Genomic DNA, 17,258 nt, shown 5'->3' on the forward strand with positions numbered 1-17,258 from the left:
AACATATAGGAAACTTTCTCAGGGAGGCCATGTGAGCGGCGCAATTGAAATTATAGACCTGTTTGCCGGTCCCGGCGGGCTCGGTGAGGGATTCGCTACGGCCGGGCGTCAAACGGCCAATCCGATGACGATAAGGCTCTCGGTCGAGAAGGATCCGTACGCGATCCGGACTCTTCGGCTGCGTGCCTTTCTGCGCAGCTTCGAAGGCGGTTTTCCTTCCTCTTATTACGACGCATTGAATGACATGCGTCCTTTGCCGGACTGGGGCAATCTTCATCCGGCGAACTGGAAGCATGCGCTCGAGGAAGCGCAGCAACTTGAACTAGGCTTGCCAGGTGTATTCGAGAGCCTTTCCACTACACTCGACAAAGCGCGGGAGAGATGCGCTGGGCGCACGATCCTCATCGGCGGACCGCCCTGCCAGGCATATTCATTGGCGGGCAGGTCCCGCAACGCGGGGAACAGGGCTTATGTCGCGGAGAGCGACAACCGGCATTTCCTTTACCGTGAATATGTCTCGATACTCGATCGCCTCAGGCCGGCCGTATTCGTCATGGAGAACGTCAAGGGGATGCTGTCGAGTCGGGTGTCCGGCGGGGCAATAGCGGACAGGGTGTTCGACGATCTGCGCGGCGCCGGCGACGGCTATGTGCTGCTTCCGCTCACAGCGGAAGGCGACCTTCTGGGCGACCGCCATCCGCGGGAATTTGTCCTGCGGGCCGAGGAACACGGCGTTCCCCAGGCAAGGCACAGAGTAATCATCGTAGGCCTGCGATCCGACGTCGCCCGGGGTCGCCGTTTCACAGGCCCCCTGCTCGTCCGAACGCGACCCTCGGCTGATAACTCGGTGATATCGACAATAGGCAACATGCCGAAACTGCGAAGCGGTCTCAGCCGGAATGACACCGGGACGGCATGGGTACAAACTGTTGGCAATTGGGCTCAGCAGTTGGCAAACGACTCTGCTCTCTCTCCAGAACTTCGGGCCGAATTTCGTAATGTGGCGAATTCCTGTCCAGCACAGTCGCTCACCCGCGCTACCAGCCGGCAGGCTTCACCGATCTGTTCCGCCCCTCTTGCGCTCTGGCTCGAGGATCCGAAACTGGACGTGCTTCTCGATCACGAAACGCGAGGACATATTCCAGCAGATATCGGACGCTATCTATTTGCAGCGGGTTTTGGCCAGATCAACGAGCGATCGCCAAGCCTTGTCGAGTTCCCGGACTACCTTCAGCCACATCACGCTAACCGGCAGACCGGCGCGTTTGCCGACAGGTTCCGTGTTCAACTGGCAAGGGGGCCATCGACCACGGTAACAAGCCATATCGCGAAGGACGGGCATTATTTCGTTCATCCTGACCCGACGCAGTGCAGATCACTGACAGTGAGAGAGGCTGCCCGTCTCCAGACTTTTCCCGACAACTATTTCTTCTGTGGACCGAGGACCGAACAATACAGACAGGTCGGCAATGCCGTTCCGGCGTTGCTCGCACGACAGATAGCACAGGTCGTGCACGATCTGATCGACGGCAGCATCTAACAGGTCAACGCTCGGCCAACTCCGGAATGCCTTTTGGTGGTTCGGGGAAGCTGGCAGCCTTGATCGCTTTCCATGTGTCAGCCCGTTTGGCTACTTCCGAAAATTGTCGGCCGGGGGCAATCTTTTCAAAGGTCGTGTTCACGACCCTTGCCCAGTCCCAAAGGAGGCGCATGAATTGAGCGGATACGGTCTGCTGCTGCCACACCAGATCGAAGTCTATCTGACCGGCAAGCCTTTCCGACAAGGCAGCAACCGTATACGTCGTGATGTTGACCCAGCCTTGGCGGAAAATCTCCTTGGCCTCCTTTTTCTTGATTGCGCTCTCGATCGCCCTAAAAATGATCACCTTCGCGATCATTGCACGATACCAATCGGGAGTGAGCGGGTTGGGTACAAGCTCGGGATTTTCGTCAAGCGCCGACATGAACGCCGCGAAGTTCTTCTCTCCGGCAAGGGCGACCTGCGCTGGCCGGCCCCTCCACGCTTCGTGAAACTTCGCAATGTCGTTCTTCGAGAGCTTGTGCCGCGTCGGAACCATACGTTGGAATTCCCGCCGCTTGGCGTCCGTGCGCTCGCGGAGCAGCCGCACCTGATAGGCTCCTGCTGCTCTTTCGTAGAACCAGCGGCTTGCTCCATCGGCACACCAGACCTCCTCCGACAGCTTCTCTAACTGAACATGGAACGGCCTGTTGGCGGAGAGGTCCGATGTCTTGACTGCGTTCTGGCTGTTCGCGAACCGTGAAATGTTACCGATCAGTCGCTCGCGCGCATCATCGTCCTCACCCTTGAGGATGATGATCTTTGCCGGAACCATCACATGGCTGAGGTCGATTTCCTTGCGGTCGCGCGAGGCAAAGAAGATCGACGACGTGGTCTGTCCGCCGTTTACGATCTGAAGGCCGCTCATCAACGAGAAACCGAGACCGCCGTCCTCGCATCTGCTCAGCTGCGCGCTGTCACAGACCATGACGAGTCCGTTGTTGAACGCCATGAAATGTTCGGGTTCCCGCAGAAGCGTGTCCGCGATTCCTTGGTTGACCCTGCTTCGATAGCCAAGAAACGTACGAACATTCGCCTCCAGCAATCGCGGTCCATAGCGAAGGTATAGTTCGCGGATCACTTCGCCGGGGATCGCGGTTAGTGCATACTCGTAATCGGCGTCCGGGTCCGGCACATGAATGCACGGGAGTGGTCGCCCAATTGTCTGCTCGAAACTTATCGAAACTTCCTCGCGCGGCTTGCCGGACGTGTGCCGATACAGCCGTTCGATATCCATAGCCTCGATCGCAACGATCTTCCCCTGAACCTCCTTCGGTGCGAACCGCTTCGACTTTGTCAGACCATCGGTCACTACGAAGATACGCAGTTGCTGGAGGCTCGACCATTGCTCTCTTATGAAAAGGACTAGCTCGTAGATCTCGCCACTTGCTTCAATCCTTGTGCCGAGCCGACCGCTGGCGGCTTCGAACAGAAACTTGATACCCTCCTTCGCAGTGGACGCCGCTTCCGCGTCACGGAGCGTCTCGATCTCGTCGGTGCCAAAGTAACGGGTGACGAACAAGTCGAGGCAGGTTTCGTCCGCAGATTGTGCGTATCCTGTGATCCGCAATCGTGCGTTTCCGATTGTGCCGGTCCAGTGGCAGACGGTCGGCGACTCGCAGATATTGGCATTTGCGATCTGATCCATCGCAAGTTCAGCGTAAATGAGTTCCTCGGACGGGAAGCTGCCTTCATCGCTACTGAGTCTCTCAGCAACGACAGCCTGCAACTCGGCACGCAGGTTACGATGGAATTCTTCGATGCTCATTCAACGATTCCCAGCGCGGACAGGGCTTCCGGAAGTTCCATACCCGCCTGCGGCACGGAACTCAGGTCTAGTGTATATGCTGCGCCAGTGATCTGAGCTGGCAGGGCTGCCCGACGAAGCGCGGGAAATTCCTGGTCAACTGCGAAGCATCTGAATTCGCTAACGTTGAAAGGGCGTTCGTACAGCGAAGCGTGTTCGTCGTAATATCCGGCGAGGACCAGCATTGCGTCGAACGCCCTCCGCCGGCCTCGATCGTCGGCAAGGTCACGCATGACAGCGACGAGCGACGACAAGCTGATGCCGGCCGGGTCGTCAGTCAGACGGACCGCGCCGACGAACATCGGTTGCCTTTCGGAATCGAGCTGCTCGATGCTGTTGATCCGCGCCTTGAATGAGTCATTGGTCGAAGTTGTCTTCACCTCAAGGGCGCCTGATCCAAGATGGAAATCCTGCGCCGAGTGCATCGGTCCCTTCCATGAATCGAAAGGAAGGCTGCCGGGCATTACATCGGCAAGAAGGCGCAAGGTGGCGATTTCGCCGTAGAGGCCGGCCTGTGCTTCCTGCGAAAGCGGTCTGGAGCCGCGGGACATGAAGGCCTGCCACTCCCGTACACGCTGCAGGAATGCCGCGACGAGCGCCCGGCCGTCCTGCATCTTCCGGTCATCCAGAAATCGCAGCAGGTCGACCGCCATGATGGCGAATATGTCGAACGCGCCTTCGACGCGCCGGATAAGCGCGACCACGTCCTTGCCCATGAAGGCGGCATGCCCCCCAATCATTGCCGCTTCGAAGCCACGACCATCCGGAAGGCTGGTCGATCTTCCAAACCAACCGGACGGAAAGGCTACGACCAGCGCTTCCCTGCTGTCGGGAAAGTGACGACCCGCTTGCACCGTGACCAGACCGATGGTGGTCAGGCTCACCAGACGCCACTCCTCGTCGCCTTGCGGCTCGGCGAGGGCACGCCAAGATCGGATCAGCCCATCCTCAGTCCACCCAGGCATTGAGCGCCTCCCACATCACGCTGTTGCCCATATAGGCGGCATTGCTCACCCTTCGTGTCGAACTGCTGCCAGGGAAGCTGACAGCAAAGGCAACCACCGGATCGGCATCCCTGATCGCGTCAACACCGCTATCGGCCGGATTCAGCAGGTACAGGAGAAGCAGTCCACGCTCGGGCTGTGCGGACACGCCAGTTGCAGGATTTCCCTCGCCGAGCGTTTTCCGGATTGCAGGCCCCCTCGGTTCAGCCGGCGCTTCCCGCCCGTCGTTCCGTTCCGCATCGCGGCGCCAAGTTTCGCGACTCAGCTCAAGCGCGGCCTCCCATTGCGCCTTCGTCAGATCGATCGCTTGGTCGCGAGGCGAGATCAGCGTCTTGATGGAGTAGCGATCCTCATGGTCCACGGTTTTCTTGCGGGTGAGCATGGCTGTTTCGAGGCCGGCGATCAGGCGCTTGTCCTCCGGGCCGGGATTGTCCTTCGACACCAGTGCCACGGTCCATTTCGTGAGCTCGTCGTCCTTGTTCATCTCATCGATGAAATCGGCAATCAGCGGGCTCATGATCCGGAAGCTTGCAGGATGTGTCCGGTATTCCCGCAGGAAAGTCGTAACCTGCTGCGAGGGAACCTCCCGCCACATGTGGCCTGCCCATCTCTGGCCCTCCGGCACGTAATGCTGGTCGGCGAGGTCGAGGGCAGGTCCGAGCCTCGCGACAAACCGTTCGGTCGCGGCAAAATTGGCCGCGATCTCGTCTGCCCTGTTGGGAAACACGATCGTCTGAAGCAGGTCGCCGGAGTAGGTGAAGGATACGGGCCGCGCGTTTCGCATTTTCGCCCGGGACGTTATCGTCAAGACGGAATGCGACCTGACGCGAAGCCCGAAGTCCTTGGGTGTGCCCCCGGCGGCCACCATGTTGTCGAACTCTTGCCTCAGCTCTTCGGCGGCATCGGCGATGTGGCCGAACCACTCCACAAGTTCGGTCGTGGTATACAGCCTGCAGACGTCGAGATAGCCGTCCCTGTAGCCGAACCAGCGACCCATCTGCATGAGCGTATCGTACATCCGCGCGCTGCGCAGGAAGTAGCTTGTGCACAAGCCTTCCAGGGTCAGGCCGCGCGCAAGCTTGTCGCCACCGATGGCTATGACCTTAAGGCCCGTCTGTTCATTTTCTGCATAGTCGAGGGCATCCTTGGCTGTGCCGTTTATCTCCCTGACCTTGATATCGGCGATGACGTCGGGAAGCACGTCCCGAACCTGTGACCAGTCGAAATCCTTGAGCTTCTCGTCCTCAACTAGATCCGCCCGGATACGGGCCATGCCCGGCCGGAAGCGGCTCTCGTACTCCTCCCGCATCAGGGCCTCGGTATCAGTCAGGTCGATGCCGCGCTGGTAACGCCCCTTCAACTGCCTGACATACTCGGCGACCTGCAACACCACTTCTGCTTGGACGGACGTGAAACGTGTCACGTGAACCAACATCGAGGCGTGACGGCTTCCCTGTCCCCTGAGCTTCCTGACGGCGCAGGCATACATGAACGAGCGCACCGCCTCCTCCAGCGAATCCGGCAACTTGGCCTGCCCGTCCCACCTTGGGCGGTAACCGTTCTTGTGCCGTTGCGGCATCCACGAACTGTATTCGGCATCGGTAAGCGCTCTCGTCAGCGGCAGGTCTGCCGCAGTCGACGACGCGGAGCCGAAGACCCTTCCCGGGCCGATATAGTTCGACGGGGCAGCAAGGTTCGTGATGAACGCCGACGGGAAAAGATCAGGGCCATGCTCTTCCGTGGCACCCTTATCGTGGATGAAGATATTCGCGAACGGGGTGGCGGTGTAGCCGACATATGCCGACCGGGCGAAATGATGCAGGACGGACCGGATCAGCCGATTGATGGTGGTAGGCTGGTGTTCAAGATCCGGCTTGCCATTCTCGTCAAGCACATCCTCGCCGGTATCGACCGACCCGTGATCCGACTCATCGTCGATCACCAGTATCGGCAGATTGGTTACCAGCCTCCGCCCTGTCACCGGATCCGTGTAGTCCGCAACCCGGTTTCGAATCCAGCCGAGCAGCCGTTCGAGGACCGTCTTGTTCTTCTTGATAACAAACAACCACGGTCTCTGCTCAGGAGTAACCCCAAGCTTGGCGGCAGCCTGCTTGTTGAAATCACCGTTCTCCGTGCGGTTGGTTGCATAGTTCGGCCGGATCGAATGGTCTGCATCAATAAGACCCACACCAACGGGTGGGAGATCGTCAGCATTCGCAAGGGTGGCAAATCCGAGGAAACCTTCATCAAGACGAATTTGCGTCTGCGCCCTCAGATTGTTGTGAAGCCCAGCAAGGACGATTATTATCTTGTATCCTGCATCGGCCGCTTTGCAGATGAGCCCCGTGTAGTTTCCGGTCTTGCCAGACTGGACGTGACCTACCACCAGTCCACGCCGGTCCCATGTGCCGGTGCGTCTCGGATCTTCGAGGTGCCCCAGAACTTCGTCGGTGGCCTCATCCAGCGCATCGAGCGCGACAAGCGGAATCTTTGCTTCCATGTATTCCGAATATCGGCGCCAGTAGAGCCAGTCCTTTTTCCGTTCCGCTGTGAGCCAGGGAACGTGATCGGTGTCGTCGGAAAGGGTCGCGTTACGGCCGATCGTGTGGCTGTAACGACGGATCAGTTCGTCTACGAGCCGGTCACGCTCCACCAACTCGAAGTCGTCTTCCATGATCGCCTCGAGCTTGTTGAGCTCGGAATCGATCATCTCGGGCGTGATTGCGTCGCCCGTCTTGGCAGATGTGCGTCGAAGGAGATTCTGTGCCATGCTCAAGATCGAGTCGAAGGCCCGCTGATCTGTTGTCGTCATTCGCTGTTTCCGCCAATTCTTTGGACAATATCGGGATGCTGGTCGAACGGTGGCGTGCGAGAAAGCCGCAGCCGCGCTTCATCTGGGCTAAGTCCTCTAAATTCGACCAGAGCTTCGAACAGACTGTTCAGTGTCGTCTCGATTTCGTCGGGTGCCGCTGCAAAGCCACCCCGGGACACGTTGGTCTGCTCGGCGGTATCGAGCCAAATTTTCTGCACCGGCACGGTCTCGGCAATCAGACTGAGCAGGGATATTATGTCGGACCTCAGCGGTCCCGCGCGGTCTAGGATCGAGGCGACCAGATCATGCTGCTTGGATATGTGGTACGAATTGCCCTTCGTAGAATGATGCACAGCCCATACGTCGGGGATGCCGCCACTGGCCTCTGCCCGTCCGGTGGTCAGCCGGCCGCGATGCGCAAAGACCCGTTTGGCGACATCCCGGGTTTCCGATGCTAGCCGCGTAAGCTGCGTTCGCAGGCGGACCGGCACGCTGGCCGTCGACTTCAGTATATTGATCTTCCATTCGGCGTCGGCCGTGTTCGGGATATCCAGGCGTATACGCGCAAGGCGGTGAGCCTCGTCGCGTGTCCAGCGTCGTCCGCGGTCGCCCAGTCCCAGCCATCCGCCGGCGAGAAGCAGGCGACGGTTCCTGTAAATGTAGAACCCTTCCTGGGCGGGCCAGCCAACCGGGCCGGCTGCCGCCTCGTATTCGGCAGGCTTCAGCAAATCCCTGTGCGGAAGGACGTGGCACTGCGCCATAACACCTGCTGCGTTCTGCAGGCGGTACTCCACGCTTTCCATGGCCTTCCCCGGATGGCCTGTAAGAAACGGATCCCAGCTTTGTACGGGCCGACCATTGATCCGGAGTTTCAACCCATCATCAATCAGCCGGTGAAACGTCATCGCAAGATGACTTTCGACCTGTTCGATCAGATCAATCATGTCCTGCGCGGTGAAGCCGTCCGTCACGACTCGATCGAGGTTTTCCCATAAAACAACTGTGCCCGTCTCGCCGGTCAGTCCGGCGGCAATGCGACTTTCCGAACCGGACCGCGCCCCCTCATGCAGCAGCCAGCTTCCTTCTGCGCCGCCGAGCTGATCCAGATCCCAGCGAAGGCAGCTTCGCTCGTGATCGGCCTTGGTGGTCGCAACGGTCAGTATTCGCCCTTGCGAGAAACTTGCCGTCTTCAGGCCCATGCCAAATCTGCCGAGATCATCGGCACGCCGTTGTGCCCGCGGATCACGCGCGCCCAGCCGCATTGCGGCTTCGAGTTCCGCGTCGCTCATTCCACGGCCGTTGTCACCGATCCTGATCCAGCTGTCCGAACCGTTCCATTCGAACAGCACGTCCACCTGACCGGCGTCCGCACTGACGGAATTGTCTACCAGATCGGCAATTGCGGTTGCCGTAGTGTAACCGAGCCCGCGAAGTGACTCGAGCATAGCGCCGGCAGCCGGCGGGACATTTCTCGTGGGCGCCATTCAGAGAAGCTCGCGCAGGGCGCGTTGCCGGCTTGGATGTGAAAATTTCTGAAGAACCTTCGATTCAATCTGCCGAATTCGCTCACGTGTGACGCCGAAAACCTTGCCGACCTCCTCAAGTGTCATGTCGCTTTCTCGACCGATGCCGAAGCGCATTCGGATTATCGCTTCTTGGCGTTCCGACAATTGGTTCAGCTCACGTTTGATGAAACTGGAAAGTTGGCTTCTCGCGACGGTTTCGTCTGGCCCTTCGGACTGAGATGGAATCACAGTAAGAGCACGATGAAGTGCAACTGGGTCCGAAAGAGCAAATTGGAGCATCCTAATCGTCGTGACCTCGATACCGGCAGCTTCAGCCAGCTCAAACTCTGTTGGCGAGCGTGCATGTGTATACTCGAATTCCTCGATATGTGCCTTGATCTTGTCGTAAAGTTGCATGCGATGCACGGGGACACGAATCATGGACCCTTGGTCCGCCCTCCAACGACTTATCCGCTGCCTGATCCAGAGCAGGGCGTACAAATAGAAGCGAACTCCGCGTTCGGGATCGAAGCGTTCCGACGCCCGCCGAAGACCGAAATATGCTTCTTGGAAAAGCTCTTCCGCATCCTCATCGTCCTTGACAATCTTGGCTGTTTCTCGACGCATGAATGAAAGATGCGAAAGGACGAGCTTTTCGGTCGCGCGGTCGCAGACGCTCATCAGCCCGCGTATCGTCTCGCCAGCTGTGTCGCCTTGGCTGGCCGCAAGTTCGACCAAACAATCTTGGCGAATTTCCAGGTCCTCAAGCGCTTGAATCGCATTTCGCCGGAATCGACCTCCGTTTTCGATACCCTGCTCGACCGCATTGTGCAGGATTTCAATATTTCCTCGAAACTCTTCCACATCTGAGTCGGCGTCGACATCGATACCCAGGTCCGTGAAGTCGTCGGGTGCAAGCTCGCCTGCCAAGACAAGCTCGCCGCGCCTGACGACCTCGCCCAATACACCGTGAGTGTCGAGAATGCCGTCCAGCAAATCCCGACGGGCGTTTGCAATTTCGCGAAGAATTATCTCTTCGCTAGCCCGGTCGAGAGTGAAGGCGGCGCTGCCAGGAACAACGGTATGACGGGTGCAGGCGGCAATGATTGCCTCACTCAGTACGGTCGCATCGATCAGGTCGAGGGCAACGTCGGGAAGGAGCCGAAAATCTTGGGCATCTCGAATCACGGGTATACCCGCAGCCGTGAGCACCTTGCGCAAGTTGCCCTCGATATCTTTCCGATGCGGGTTCCCCCGGCATGCGCCTACCAAATCCCGGATTGCCTGATCAGTCACGGTGCCCATGGCAAGGGCTTCGGCCACCCAAGTCTGTGCAACATCCTCGGATAGTGCGAAGCTTGTATTTCTGAGCTTCCGGGGTTGTCGCGATCGACGGCGCGCAGAAGAATGCGAGAAATCCGCATCGTCGTCGAGGCCAAGGGATCGGCTGCCCTCAGATCGCGACAGACCTGCTACGTTTACCGTAGCGAGACTTGCTGGCAGTTCCCATTCTTCATTCTCTTCCAATCCCCCGGTGCGCATTCCGCACCGGGGGGAGATGGCGGTGAAAATGGCCGACGCCATTTCGTTCGGCTGCCGCGCGAAATATTCTGCTGGCTCCTCGATCCCGTCAAAATCGATCAGGTCGACACCAGCGTCTGTGAGCGGCTGCGCCGCTTCCACCTCCGGTTGCAGCTTGGTGAGAACCGAGAGAGAGGGGCTTGGCGCTGCCGGTTCCGGTTCCGGGCCGGCAAGAAGTCGGGCGAGGTCAAGATGACCGGCTTCTGCCGCCATCGCCGCGGGGGTCTGCTTCGCGTCGTTCCGGGCTTCGGGATCGGCGCCCGCTTCGAAGAGCGCGTTGCACGCGGTCAGATGGCCGCCCGCAGCGGCCAAATGAAGCGGGGTATCGCCTTTAGGGTTGCGACAGCCCAGCCGGCCATTCGCGATGATCGAGGAAATGACACGCTCATCACCGGATACGAGCCCGCGCTGTTCGGCGGCGTCCAGCAGTTCCGGGCGAGTCGACGTCGGCTTGACGATGCCAGCCGCTTCACGGCGGGGAGGTAGCGCATCCAGCGAACGGGCAAGGGCAGCATATCCCGCAGCCTTGGCAAGGTCCGCAGCGGTCCGACCTGAATTGTCCCGTGTCGAAGGGTCACAGCCGGCAGCGATGTAGATCCGGCACACGGCTGCCTTGCCGGACATCGCAGCGAGGTGGAGGTGCGATCGTCCCCCTGCGTCCACTTCGACCAAGTGGGCAGGGTCGCAAGATGCGCGATAGGCCCGCTCCTCTTCGGTCATCGATGCGACACCAAACGACACGGACCTCACCACCTTCGGTCGGCCAAGTGCAGGTGACGCACTGCTTGCGACATGCGTACCGTGTCAGGGAGGTGGCCCGCCGCCAAGCCGCTCAGCCGGCTTGGTGCCGAAACCCCAGCATCGAACAGCGGCTTCGATTCCACCATTTTCACGCGGTCATTCGCCAACAGGGTTTCGTCCAAGGCGTGCCCCACCCAAGTCGCCGATCGATCCGTGCGGCGGCCAGCACACAACGGGCGGCCTTGTGATCGAACGATGAATCCTGTCGTGAACATCCAGTCCCCAAAAAATCTAGCGGCGTAGCTGTGCCAAGACGCGATGCTTCCGCGCGATCCGAAGCTCGTCAAGCCTCGACATTCTGGCGAAATATTCGATTTGGTTCTTGTCACCTGAGTCAGCTGGAATGAACATGCGACAGAAGCGGACGCAGAGGGGCGCATGACTGAAAGAATGGCCAAGCTGGACCGGCTGCTCGCACTTGTCCATGCGCTATCCGAAACAATCGAGGGACTGACGCTCGACGAAATGGCAGAGCGGCTCGATGTCAATCGGCGCACGGCGGAGCGGATGAGGAACGTCATTGCCCGGCACTTCGATCTGGACGAAATCGCCGACGACCGCCGCAAGCGCTTCCTGATTCGCGACAGCCTGCGCCGCGTCTACACCCGGCCCACCGCCGCCGAGGTCGCCGCCCTTCAGGCAGAGGTGGATGGGCGCATATTTGCGGGGCAGAACGCCCGCGCGGAGCAACTGGCGAGCCTGCTTGCCAAGGTGAAGGGCGCGCTCGACGACCGGGAGAAGCGGCGGATCGATCCGGACCTCGATGCTCTCGCCCGGCTCCAGCGAACGATGGTGACGGCCGGGCCAATTGCCGTCGTCGCGCCGGAAACCGTCACAACTATACAGAGCGCCATCCTCTGCGGTCGTTGTGTCGAGTTCCACTATGCGACCGACGAACGGCCGGAGCCGCGCTGGCGGCGCGTGATTCCCTACGGACTGGTTCACGGACCGCTGACCTACCTGCTCGGCAAGATGCCCGGCCGCGTTGACCAGCCGGTCTATTTCCGGCTCGACCGCATGACCGCAGTGATGGTGAGCGATACGGCCGGCTGCGCGCCGGACGACTGGAATCTTGATGTCTGGCTCGCCGACAGTTTCGGGGTGTGGCGCGACGATAAGCAGGAGGTCGTGTTGCGCGTGCCGGCATCGTCCGCTCCCCGCGCGCGGCACTGGCGGTTTCATGCCCGGCAGCAGATCGAAGACCTTTCCGATGGCAGCCTTCGCGTCCGGTTCGCCACCGGCGGCATGCGCGAACTCGCCGAGCATCTGTTCACCTGGGGCGGAGAAATCGTGATCGAAGAACCAGATATGCTCGTCGCGGTCATGCGTGAACGCATCGCGGCGACGCTGACCATGCTTCCGTCAAATGACATGCGACCGATCCTGTCGCAGGACGTCGTGACAGGATAGGCATGACGATTCGCTTCCCGACTTTCCTGTCCGGCGTGCCGGATAAACTTGTTCGCGCCGCCTTGGCGAAGGCGGGCGGCAACGAGATCGAAAGCGGCAAGCTGGACAGCCCGGAGAGCAGCGCGGCGCTGGCCGTCAATGCGTTCGGCTGGTTCATCGAACGCCCCGAGGACCTGCCGCCATTCCCGGGCCTTGCCGATCTCGGCTGGCCCGCCGTGCGCGTCGATGTCGAGCGGCAGATGCGGTTCCCGTGGCGCGGCGGACGCCACCCTTGGCTCGACGCGGCGGTCGAGACCAGCAGCCATGTCATCGGCATCGAATCAAAGCGGTTCGAACCGTTCCGCGACGCCAAGACGGTCAACCTCTCCGATGCCTATGATCGCGACGTATGGGGCGACCAGATGACGCCGTTCACTGCGATGCGTGACCGCTTGCGCGCAGGGGATGGCGCTTATCACCATCTGGATGCCGCGCAGCTGGTGAAGCACGCGTTCGGACTGGTCTCCGAAGGACGCCGCCTCGGCAAGGCGCCGGTGCTGCTGTATCTCTACGCGGAACCTACTCACCGCGGCGTCTCGTCGATTCCGATCTCCGCAATCGAGCGCCATCGTGCCGAGATAGCCGAATTCGGCGCGTCGGTGGCGGATGCCGAAGTCCGCTTCGCCGCCTGTTCCTGGCGCGAATGGCTCGTCGGCTGGACCGATGATGCCCGCGAGCATGCCGATGCGCTCGCGGAGCGCTTTCAACCCTGATCCGGAGATCGTCCTTGTCCCGTACCACCATCTACACCGTCGATGCCGCCGGTACACTCACCGCGATGCGGCCATCGGAGCCCCGCCGCGAGGACTTCATGCAGAAGCTGGTTGCCGCGCATCCCGAGCTGATCGCCGATCAGGATGGTGCATTGCTGCTGATCCGCCGTGAGCAGCCGATCGCCGATCGCGAGGACGGCGGTGGGCGCTGGTCGCTCGATCACCTGTTCGTAACGCGCAGCGGTGTGCCGGTGCTGGTCGAACTGAAGCGCGCGGTCGACACGCGGCTGCGGCGTGAGGTGATCGGCCAGATGCTCGACTACGCCGCGAACGGCACCGCCTACTGGCAGGGCGGCCGGATCGCCGAGAGCTTCGCCGCAGCGATGAACGAGCAGGGGCGCGACGCCGATGCCGAGCTGGCGACCTTCCTTGCCGGCACGACCGAGCCGGAGGAGTTCTGGCAGCAGGTCGACGCCAATTTCTCTGCGGGCCGGATCAAGATGGTCTTCGTCGCCGATACCATCCCCCGCGAACTGGCTCGGATCGTCGAGTTTCTCAACGAGCAGATGAAGGCCGACGTGCGGGCGGTCGAGCTGTCGTGGTTCGAGAGCGAGGGCGGTGTGACCGCACTGACGCCACGGATCATCGGTGAAACCGAGCGTGCGCAGACCGAGAAGGCGGCCCGCGGAACGCTGCCGCCGATTGCGCGCGAGGCGTGGATCGAGGCGAAGCTCGGTCCGTGCGGCAATGATGCCGTTGCCGCCGCCGACGCCTTCGTCGCCATGGTCGATCAGCTCGGCGGACGCGCGGAGGTGACCTCATCGCAGGGCTCGATCCTGTCAGTCTTCGATACGTCCGGAGGACCGCTGTATCCTTTCCGGCTATCCAGCGAGCGCAAGGGGTCGGTTCAGCTCTACTTGGGCCACTTGATCTACCGCCCGGCATTCGCAGACGAAACGGTTCGCCAGCGTCTCTATGACGATCTCGCGGCTATCGTCGGAACACTCAGCACGAAGACACTGAACGGCTTTCCTGGCTTCGACGTGCGCAAGCTCAACGACCCGGCGATCGTCGGCGCGCTGTCCGATTACCTGAGGCGACTGCTGAGCCAGGCGGAGGTCGCTAGATGACCGATCGCCCGCGCCGCTTCGGCCTGTCCAAGTCGAAGATCACGATGTTCGAGCAGTGTCCCAAGCGGCTGTGGTTGTCGGTGCATCGCCGGGAGCTGGCCGAACAGGACGACGGTGCCGAAGCGCGCTTCGCCACCGGGCACGAGGTCGGGGCGATCGCGTGCGGGTTGCTGCCGGAAGGCGTGATGGTCGAGGCGGAGCCGGACCTCGCGGCCGCGCTAGCCGCCACCCAAGCGCTGCTCGAAAACGGGTATGACCGGCCGATCTTCGAGGCGACGTTGCAACACGATGGCGTCCTTGTCCGGATCGACGTGCTGGAGCCGGACGACGCGGGCGGCTGGCATATGGCCGAGGTCAAGAGTTCGACCAAGGCCAAGGACTATCACGTCGGCGACCTCGCGACCCAGCTGTGGGTCGCGCGCAACGCCGGCGTGCCGATCAGCAGCGCCGCGATCCGCCATATCGACAGCAGCTTCGCCCTCGAACGCGACGGCGATTACGATGGCCTGTTCGCCGACACCGATCTGATGGCGCAGGCCGAGCCGATCATCGCCAGTCGAGGCGAAACCGTGGCGGCCGCGCGGGCGACGCTGGCCGGTACTGAACCGGATAACGCGCCCGGCGCGCACTGCGATGCACCGTTTCCGTGCGAGTTCGCCGGCTATTGCCATGCGGCGCTGCCCGCCGGACCGGAATGGCCGGTGACAGTGCTGCCGCACGGCGGCGGCAAGCGTTGGATCGAGCAGGGTGTCGTCGATCTGCTGGCCGTCGATCCCGCCGCGCTGACCAACGCCGTCCACGCTCGCGTACATCGCGCAACCGTATCAGGCGAGGTGTATCACGATGTCGAGGGCGCCCGCGCAGCGATGGCCGGCTGGGCGTTCCCGCGCACCTGGCTAGATTTCGAGACGATCGGCTTTGCAGTGCCGCGCTGGATCGGCACGCGACCGTACAGCCAAGTGCCGTTCCAGTTCTCTGCCCATGTCGAGACCGCGGACGGCGTCATCATGCACCGCGAATTCCTCAGCCTTGATGGGGGTGATCCGCGCCGCGCGTGCGCCGAGGCGCTGGTCGAAATGGTGCCGCCGACCGGCGCGGTCATCGGCTACAACGCCAGCTTCGAAAAGGGGCGCATCCTCGAACTGGCCGCCGCGTTCCCGGACCTTGCCGACGCGCTGTCCGCGATGGCGGCGCGCGTCGTCGACCTGCTGCCAGTGACCCGCGCCAACTGGTATCACCGCGACCAGCGTGGCAGCTGGTCGATCAAGGCCGTGCTGCCGACGATCGCCGCCGAATTGGATTACGCCACGCTCGAAGTGAAGGACGGCGGCAGCGCGCAGGAAGCCTATGCCGAGGCGATCGCTGCGGACTGCACGGCCGAACGCCGGCTGGCGCTGGACGCCGCACTGCGCGCCTATTGCGGTCGCGATACCGAGGCGATGATCGTGCTGGCGCGACGGCTGCAACTTCATGATGATGTATGCGGAGGGGAGATATGACGATGGACGACGATGCCAATTCGCTGGTGCTGGAATCGATGCCGCCGAAGCGCGCGCTTCGCGACCGTATCGACCGCCTGTCGGTGTCGGCGGATGCAAAGGCGCTGCTGAACGATCTGCTCGAGATGGCGATAGAGGTCGGTGGTCGTGTCATCGACGTCGGCCGACGTATCCTCGCCTTCATCTTCGATCTGGTCGAACGCTTTCCGAACAGCGCCTTCGGCGTGATCGTCGCTTTGGTGGTCTCCACGCTGATCGCGTCGATCCCGCTGCTGGGCCTTGTGCTCGGCCCGCTTCTTTCGCCGCTATTGCTGGCATTCGGTCTGGCTGCCGGCGCGATCGCAGATCTCAAGGACGCCCCGCTACGAGCACGGGTTGGCGCGCTGGAACGCCATTTCGCATCCGCGACGCATCATGCGTGAAGGTGATGCATCCGACCTGACGCTGAAGGCGGGCTTCGCCACCATCGACCGCGTGGTGGCGGATCCGGTACACTTCAAGCTGCGTCTCGGCATTGGTGAGGACGCGTACACCTCGCTGCGCCTCAAGAACAACGTCCTGAAGGTGTGGGATATCAGCAGTTGGGGCGGGACCGGCGCGGCGGTGGCCTCGTCGAAGATCGTCGCCAGCACGTTCTTCGCGCCGACCGGCTTCATGGCACTGCTCGGCCTTGGCACCGCGGCGACGCCGGTCGGATGGGTCGTGGCGGCGGCGGTGACGTCGGCGGGTGCCTATTACGGCGTCACGCGCCTGTTCGGCCGCTATGCCGGATCACGGGTCGACACGATACCGAAGTTCATCAACACGCCGATCGACGTCCTCGGCGCTGCCCTGCTGGACCTGATGGGCGGGCTGGCGATCCGAGTGGCCGCCATCGACGGTGACATCGACGATCGCGAGGTCGAGACTATCGTCGATCACTTCGTTGCCGATTGGGGCATGGATCGAGATTACGTCGAACAGGCACTGTTCGTGTTTCAGGCAAACATCGCCAAGGCGACGATCAAGGAACTCGCAGGCGAACTGGCGAAGTTTATGGCCGCCAACCCTGACTGCAACGCGACCGCAATGTCCGGAACGCTGACCGCATTCTTGAAGGACATTGCGATGGCCGATGGACGCATCGACGAACGCGAAGACTTTGCTATCGACGCCATCGCCGGCGTTATGGCGGAGTCAGAGCTTGGAGTGATCGCGAGACTTGGGGACGGTGCGAGCCGTGCATGGTCGGCGACTACGGATGCGGTCGCAGCGGTCGCGCAGACCCTGCCGGACAAAATGAGAAATCTCAACCCGCTCAGCGGGAAGCAAGGCACGGCGGGCGGCGGCGACGCGTGAGGAAGCCTAACTCCAGGCGTGACTTGAGGCCGAACAGTGA

12 protein-coding genes are annotated in these 17,258 nt (G+C 61.4%); 7 read left to right on the forward strand and 5 right to left on the reverse strand.

What is annotated here, in order from left to right:
- The first annotated feature begins 31 nt into the window (after positions 1-31).
- Positions 32-1,540, forward strand: coding sequence for a DNA cytosine methyltransferase (locus ACWPWT_RS03230; protein ID WP_454278536.1), 1,509 nt, complete (start codon positions 32-34; stop codon positions 1,538-1,540).
- A 4-nt stretch (positions 1,541-1,544) separates the two neighbouring features.
- On the opposite strand, the gene ACWPWT_RS03235 is transcribed toward ACWPWT_RS03230, so the two are convergent.
- The 5 genes from ACWPWT_RS03235 to ACWPWT_RS03255 are packed head-to-tail and all read right to left on the reverse strand — an operon-like array spanning position 1,545 to position 11,008.
- Positions 1,545-3,347: an AIPR family protein gene (locus tag ACWPWT_RS03235; RefSeq protein WP_454278538.1), complete on the reverse strand. Its 1,803-nt coding sequence runs from the start codon at positions 3,345-3,347 to the stop codon at positions 1,545-1,547.
- Positions 3,344-4,351 carry a PD-(D/E)XK motif protein gene (locus ACWPWT_RS03240; protein ID WP_454278539.1) on the reverse strand — a complete coding sequence of 336 codons (1,008 nt, stop codon included), beginning with the start codon at positions 4,349-4,351 and terminating at the stop codon, positions 3,344-3,346. Before ACWPWT_RS03240 ends, ACWPWT_RS03235 begins: the two co-directional genes overlap by 4 nt.
- The gene (locus tag ACWPWT_RS03245) at positions 4,335-7,202 is read right to left on the reverse strand and encodes a Z1 domain-containing protein (RefSeq protein WP_454278540.1); all 2,868 of its coding nucleotides are present in this window, start codon (positions 7,200-7,202) and stop codon (positions 4,335-4,337) included. Before ACWPWT_RS03245 ends, ACWPWT_RS03240 begins: the two co-directional genes overlap by 17 nt.
- Positions 7,199-8,686 (reverse strand): ATP-binding protein, encoded by a 1,488-nt coding sequence (locus ACWPWT_RS03250; protein ID WP_454278541.1) that lies wholly within the window; start codon positions 8,684-8,686, stop codon positions 7,199-7,201. Before ACWPWT_RS03250 ends, ACWPWT_RS03245 begins: the two co-directional genes overlap by 4 nt.
- Entirely contained in the window at positions 8,687-11,008 is a 2,322-nt protein-coding gene (locus ACWPWT_RS03255) for a sigma-70 family RNA polymerase sigma factor (RefSeq protein ID WP_454278542.1), read from the reverse strand.
- A gap of 471 nt (positions 11,009-11,479) precedes the next feature.
- Between ACWPWT_RS03255 and ACWPWT_RS03260 the strand changes: the two genes are divergently transcribed.
- The 6 genes from ACWPWT_RS03260 (at position 11,480) to ACWPWT_RS03285 (ending at position 17,218) form a co-directional block, all read left to right on the forward strand.
- Positions 11,480-12,499 carry a helix-turn-helix transcriptional regulator gene (locus tag ACWPWT_RS03260; protein ID WP_454278543.1) on the forward strand — a complete coding sequence of 340 codons (1,020 nt, stop codon included), beginning with the start codon at positions 11,480-11,482 and terminating at the stop codon, positions 12,497-12,499.
- 62 nt (positions 12,500-12,561) lie between these two features.
- On the forward strand, positions 12,562-13,251 hold the full coding sequence (locus ACWPWT_RS03265) for a PGN_0703 family putative restriction endonuclease (RefSeq protein WP_454278544.1): 690 nt from the start codon (positions 12,562-12,564) through the stop codon (positions 13,249-13,251).
- A 14-nt stretch (positions 13,252-13,265) separates the two neighbouring features.
- Positions 13,266-14,381 carry a hypothetical protein gene (locus ACWPWT_RS03270; protein ID WP_454278545.1) on the forward strand — a complete coding sequence of 372 codons (1,116 nt, stop codon included), beginning with the start codon at positions 13,266-13,268 and terminating at the stop codon, positions 14,379-14,381.
- Entirely contained in the window at positions 14,378-15,880 is a 1,503-nt protein-coding gene (locus ACWPWT_RS03275; RefSeq protein WP_454278546.1) for a DUF2779 domain-containing protein, read from the forward strand. Before ACWPWT_RS03270 ends, ACWPWT_RS03275 begins: the two co-directional genes overlap by 4 nt.
- Positions 15,877-16,302 (forward strand): hypothetical protein, encoded by a 426-nt coding sequence (locus tag ACWPWT_RS03280; protein ID WP_454278547.1) that lies wholly within the window; start codon positions 15,877-15,879, stop codon positions 16,300-16,302. The genes ACWPWT_RS03275 and ACWPWT_RS03280 overlap by 4 nt, the downstream gene beginning before the upstream one ends.
- On the forward strand, positions 16,256-17,218 hold the full coding sequence (locus tag ACWPWT_RS03285; protein ID WP_454278548.1) for a TerB family tellurite resistance protein: 963 nt from the start codon (positions 16,256-16,258) through the stop codon (positions 17,216-17,218). The genes ACWPWT_RS03280 and ACWPWT_RS03285 overlap by 47 nt, the downstream gene beginning before the upstream one ends.
- The last annotated feature ends 40 nt before the right edge of the window (positions 17,219-17,258 follow it).

It is taken from the genome of Sphingomonas sp. Marseille-Q8236, assembly GCF_965112005.1.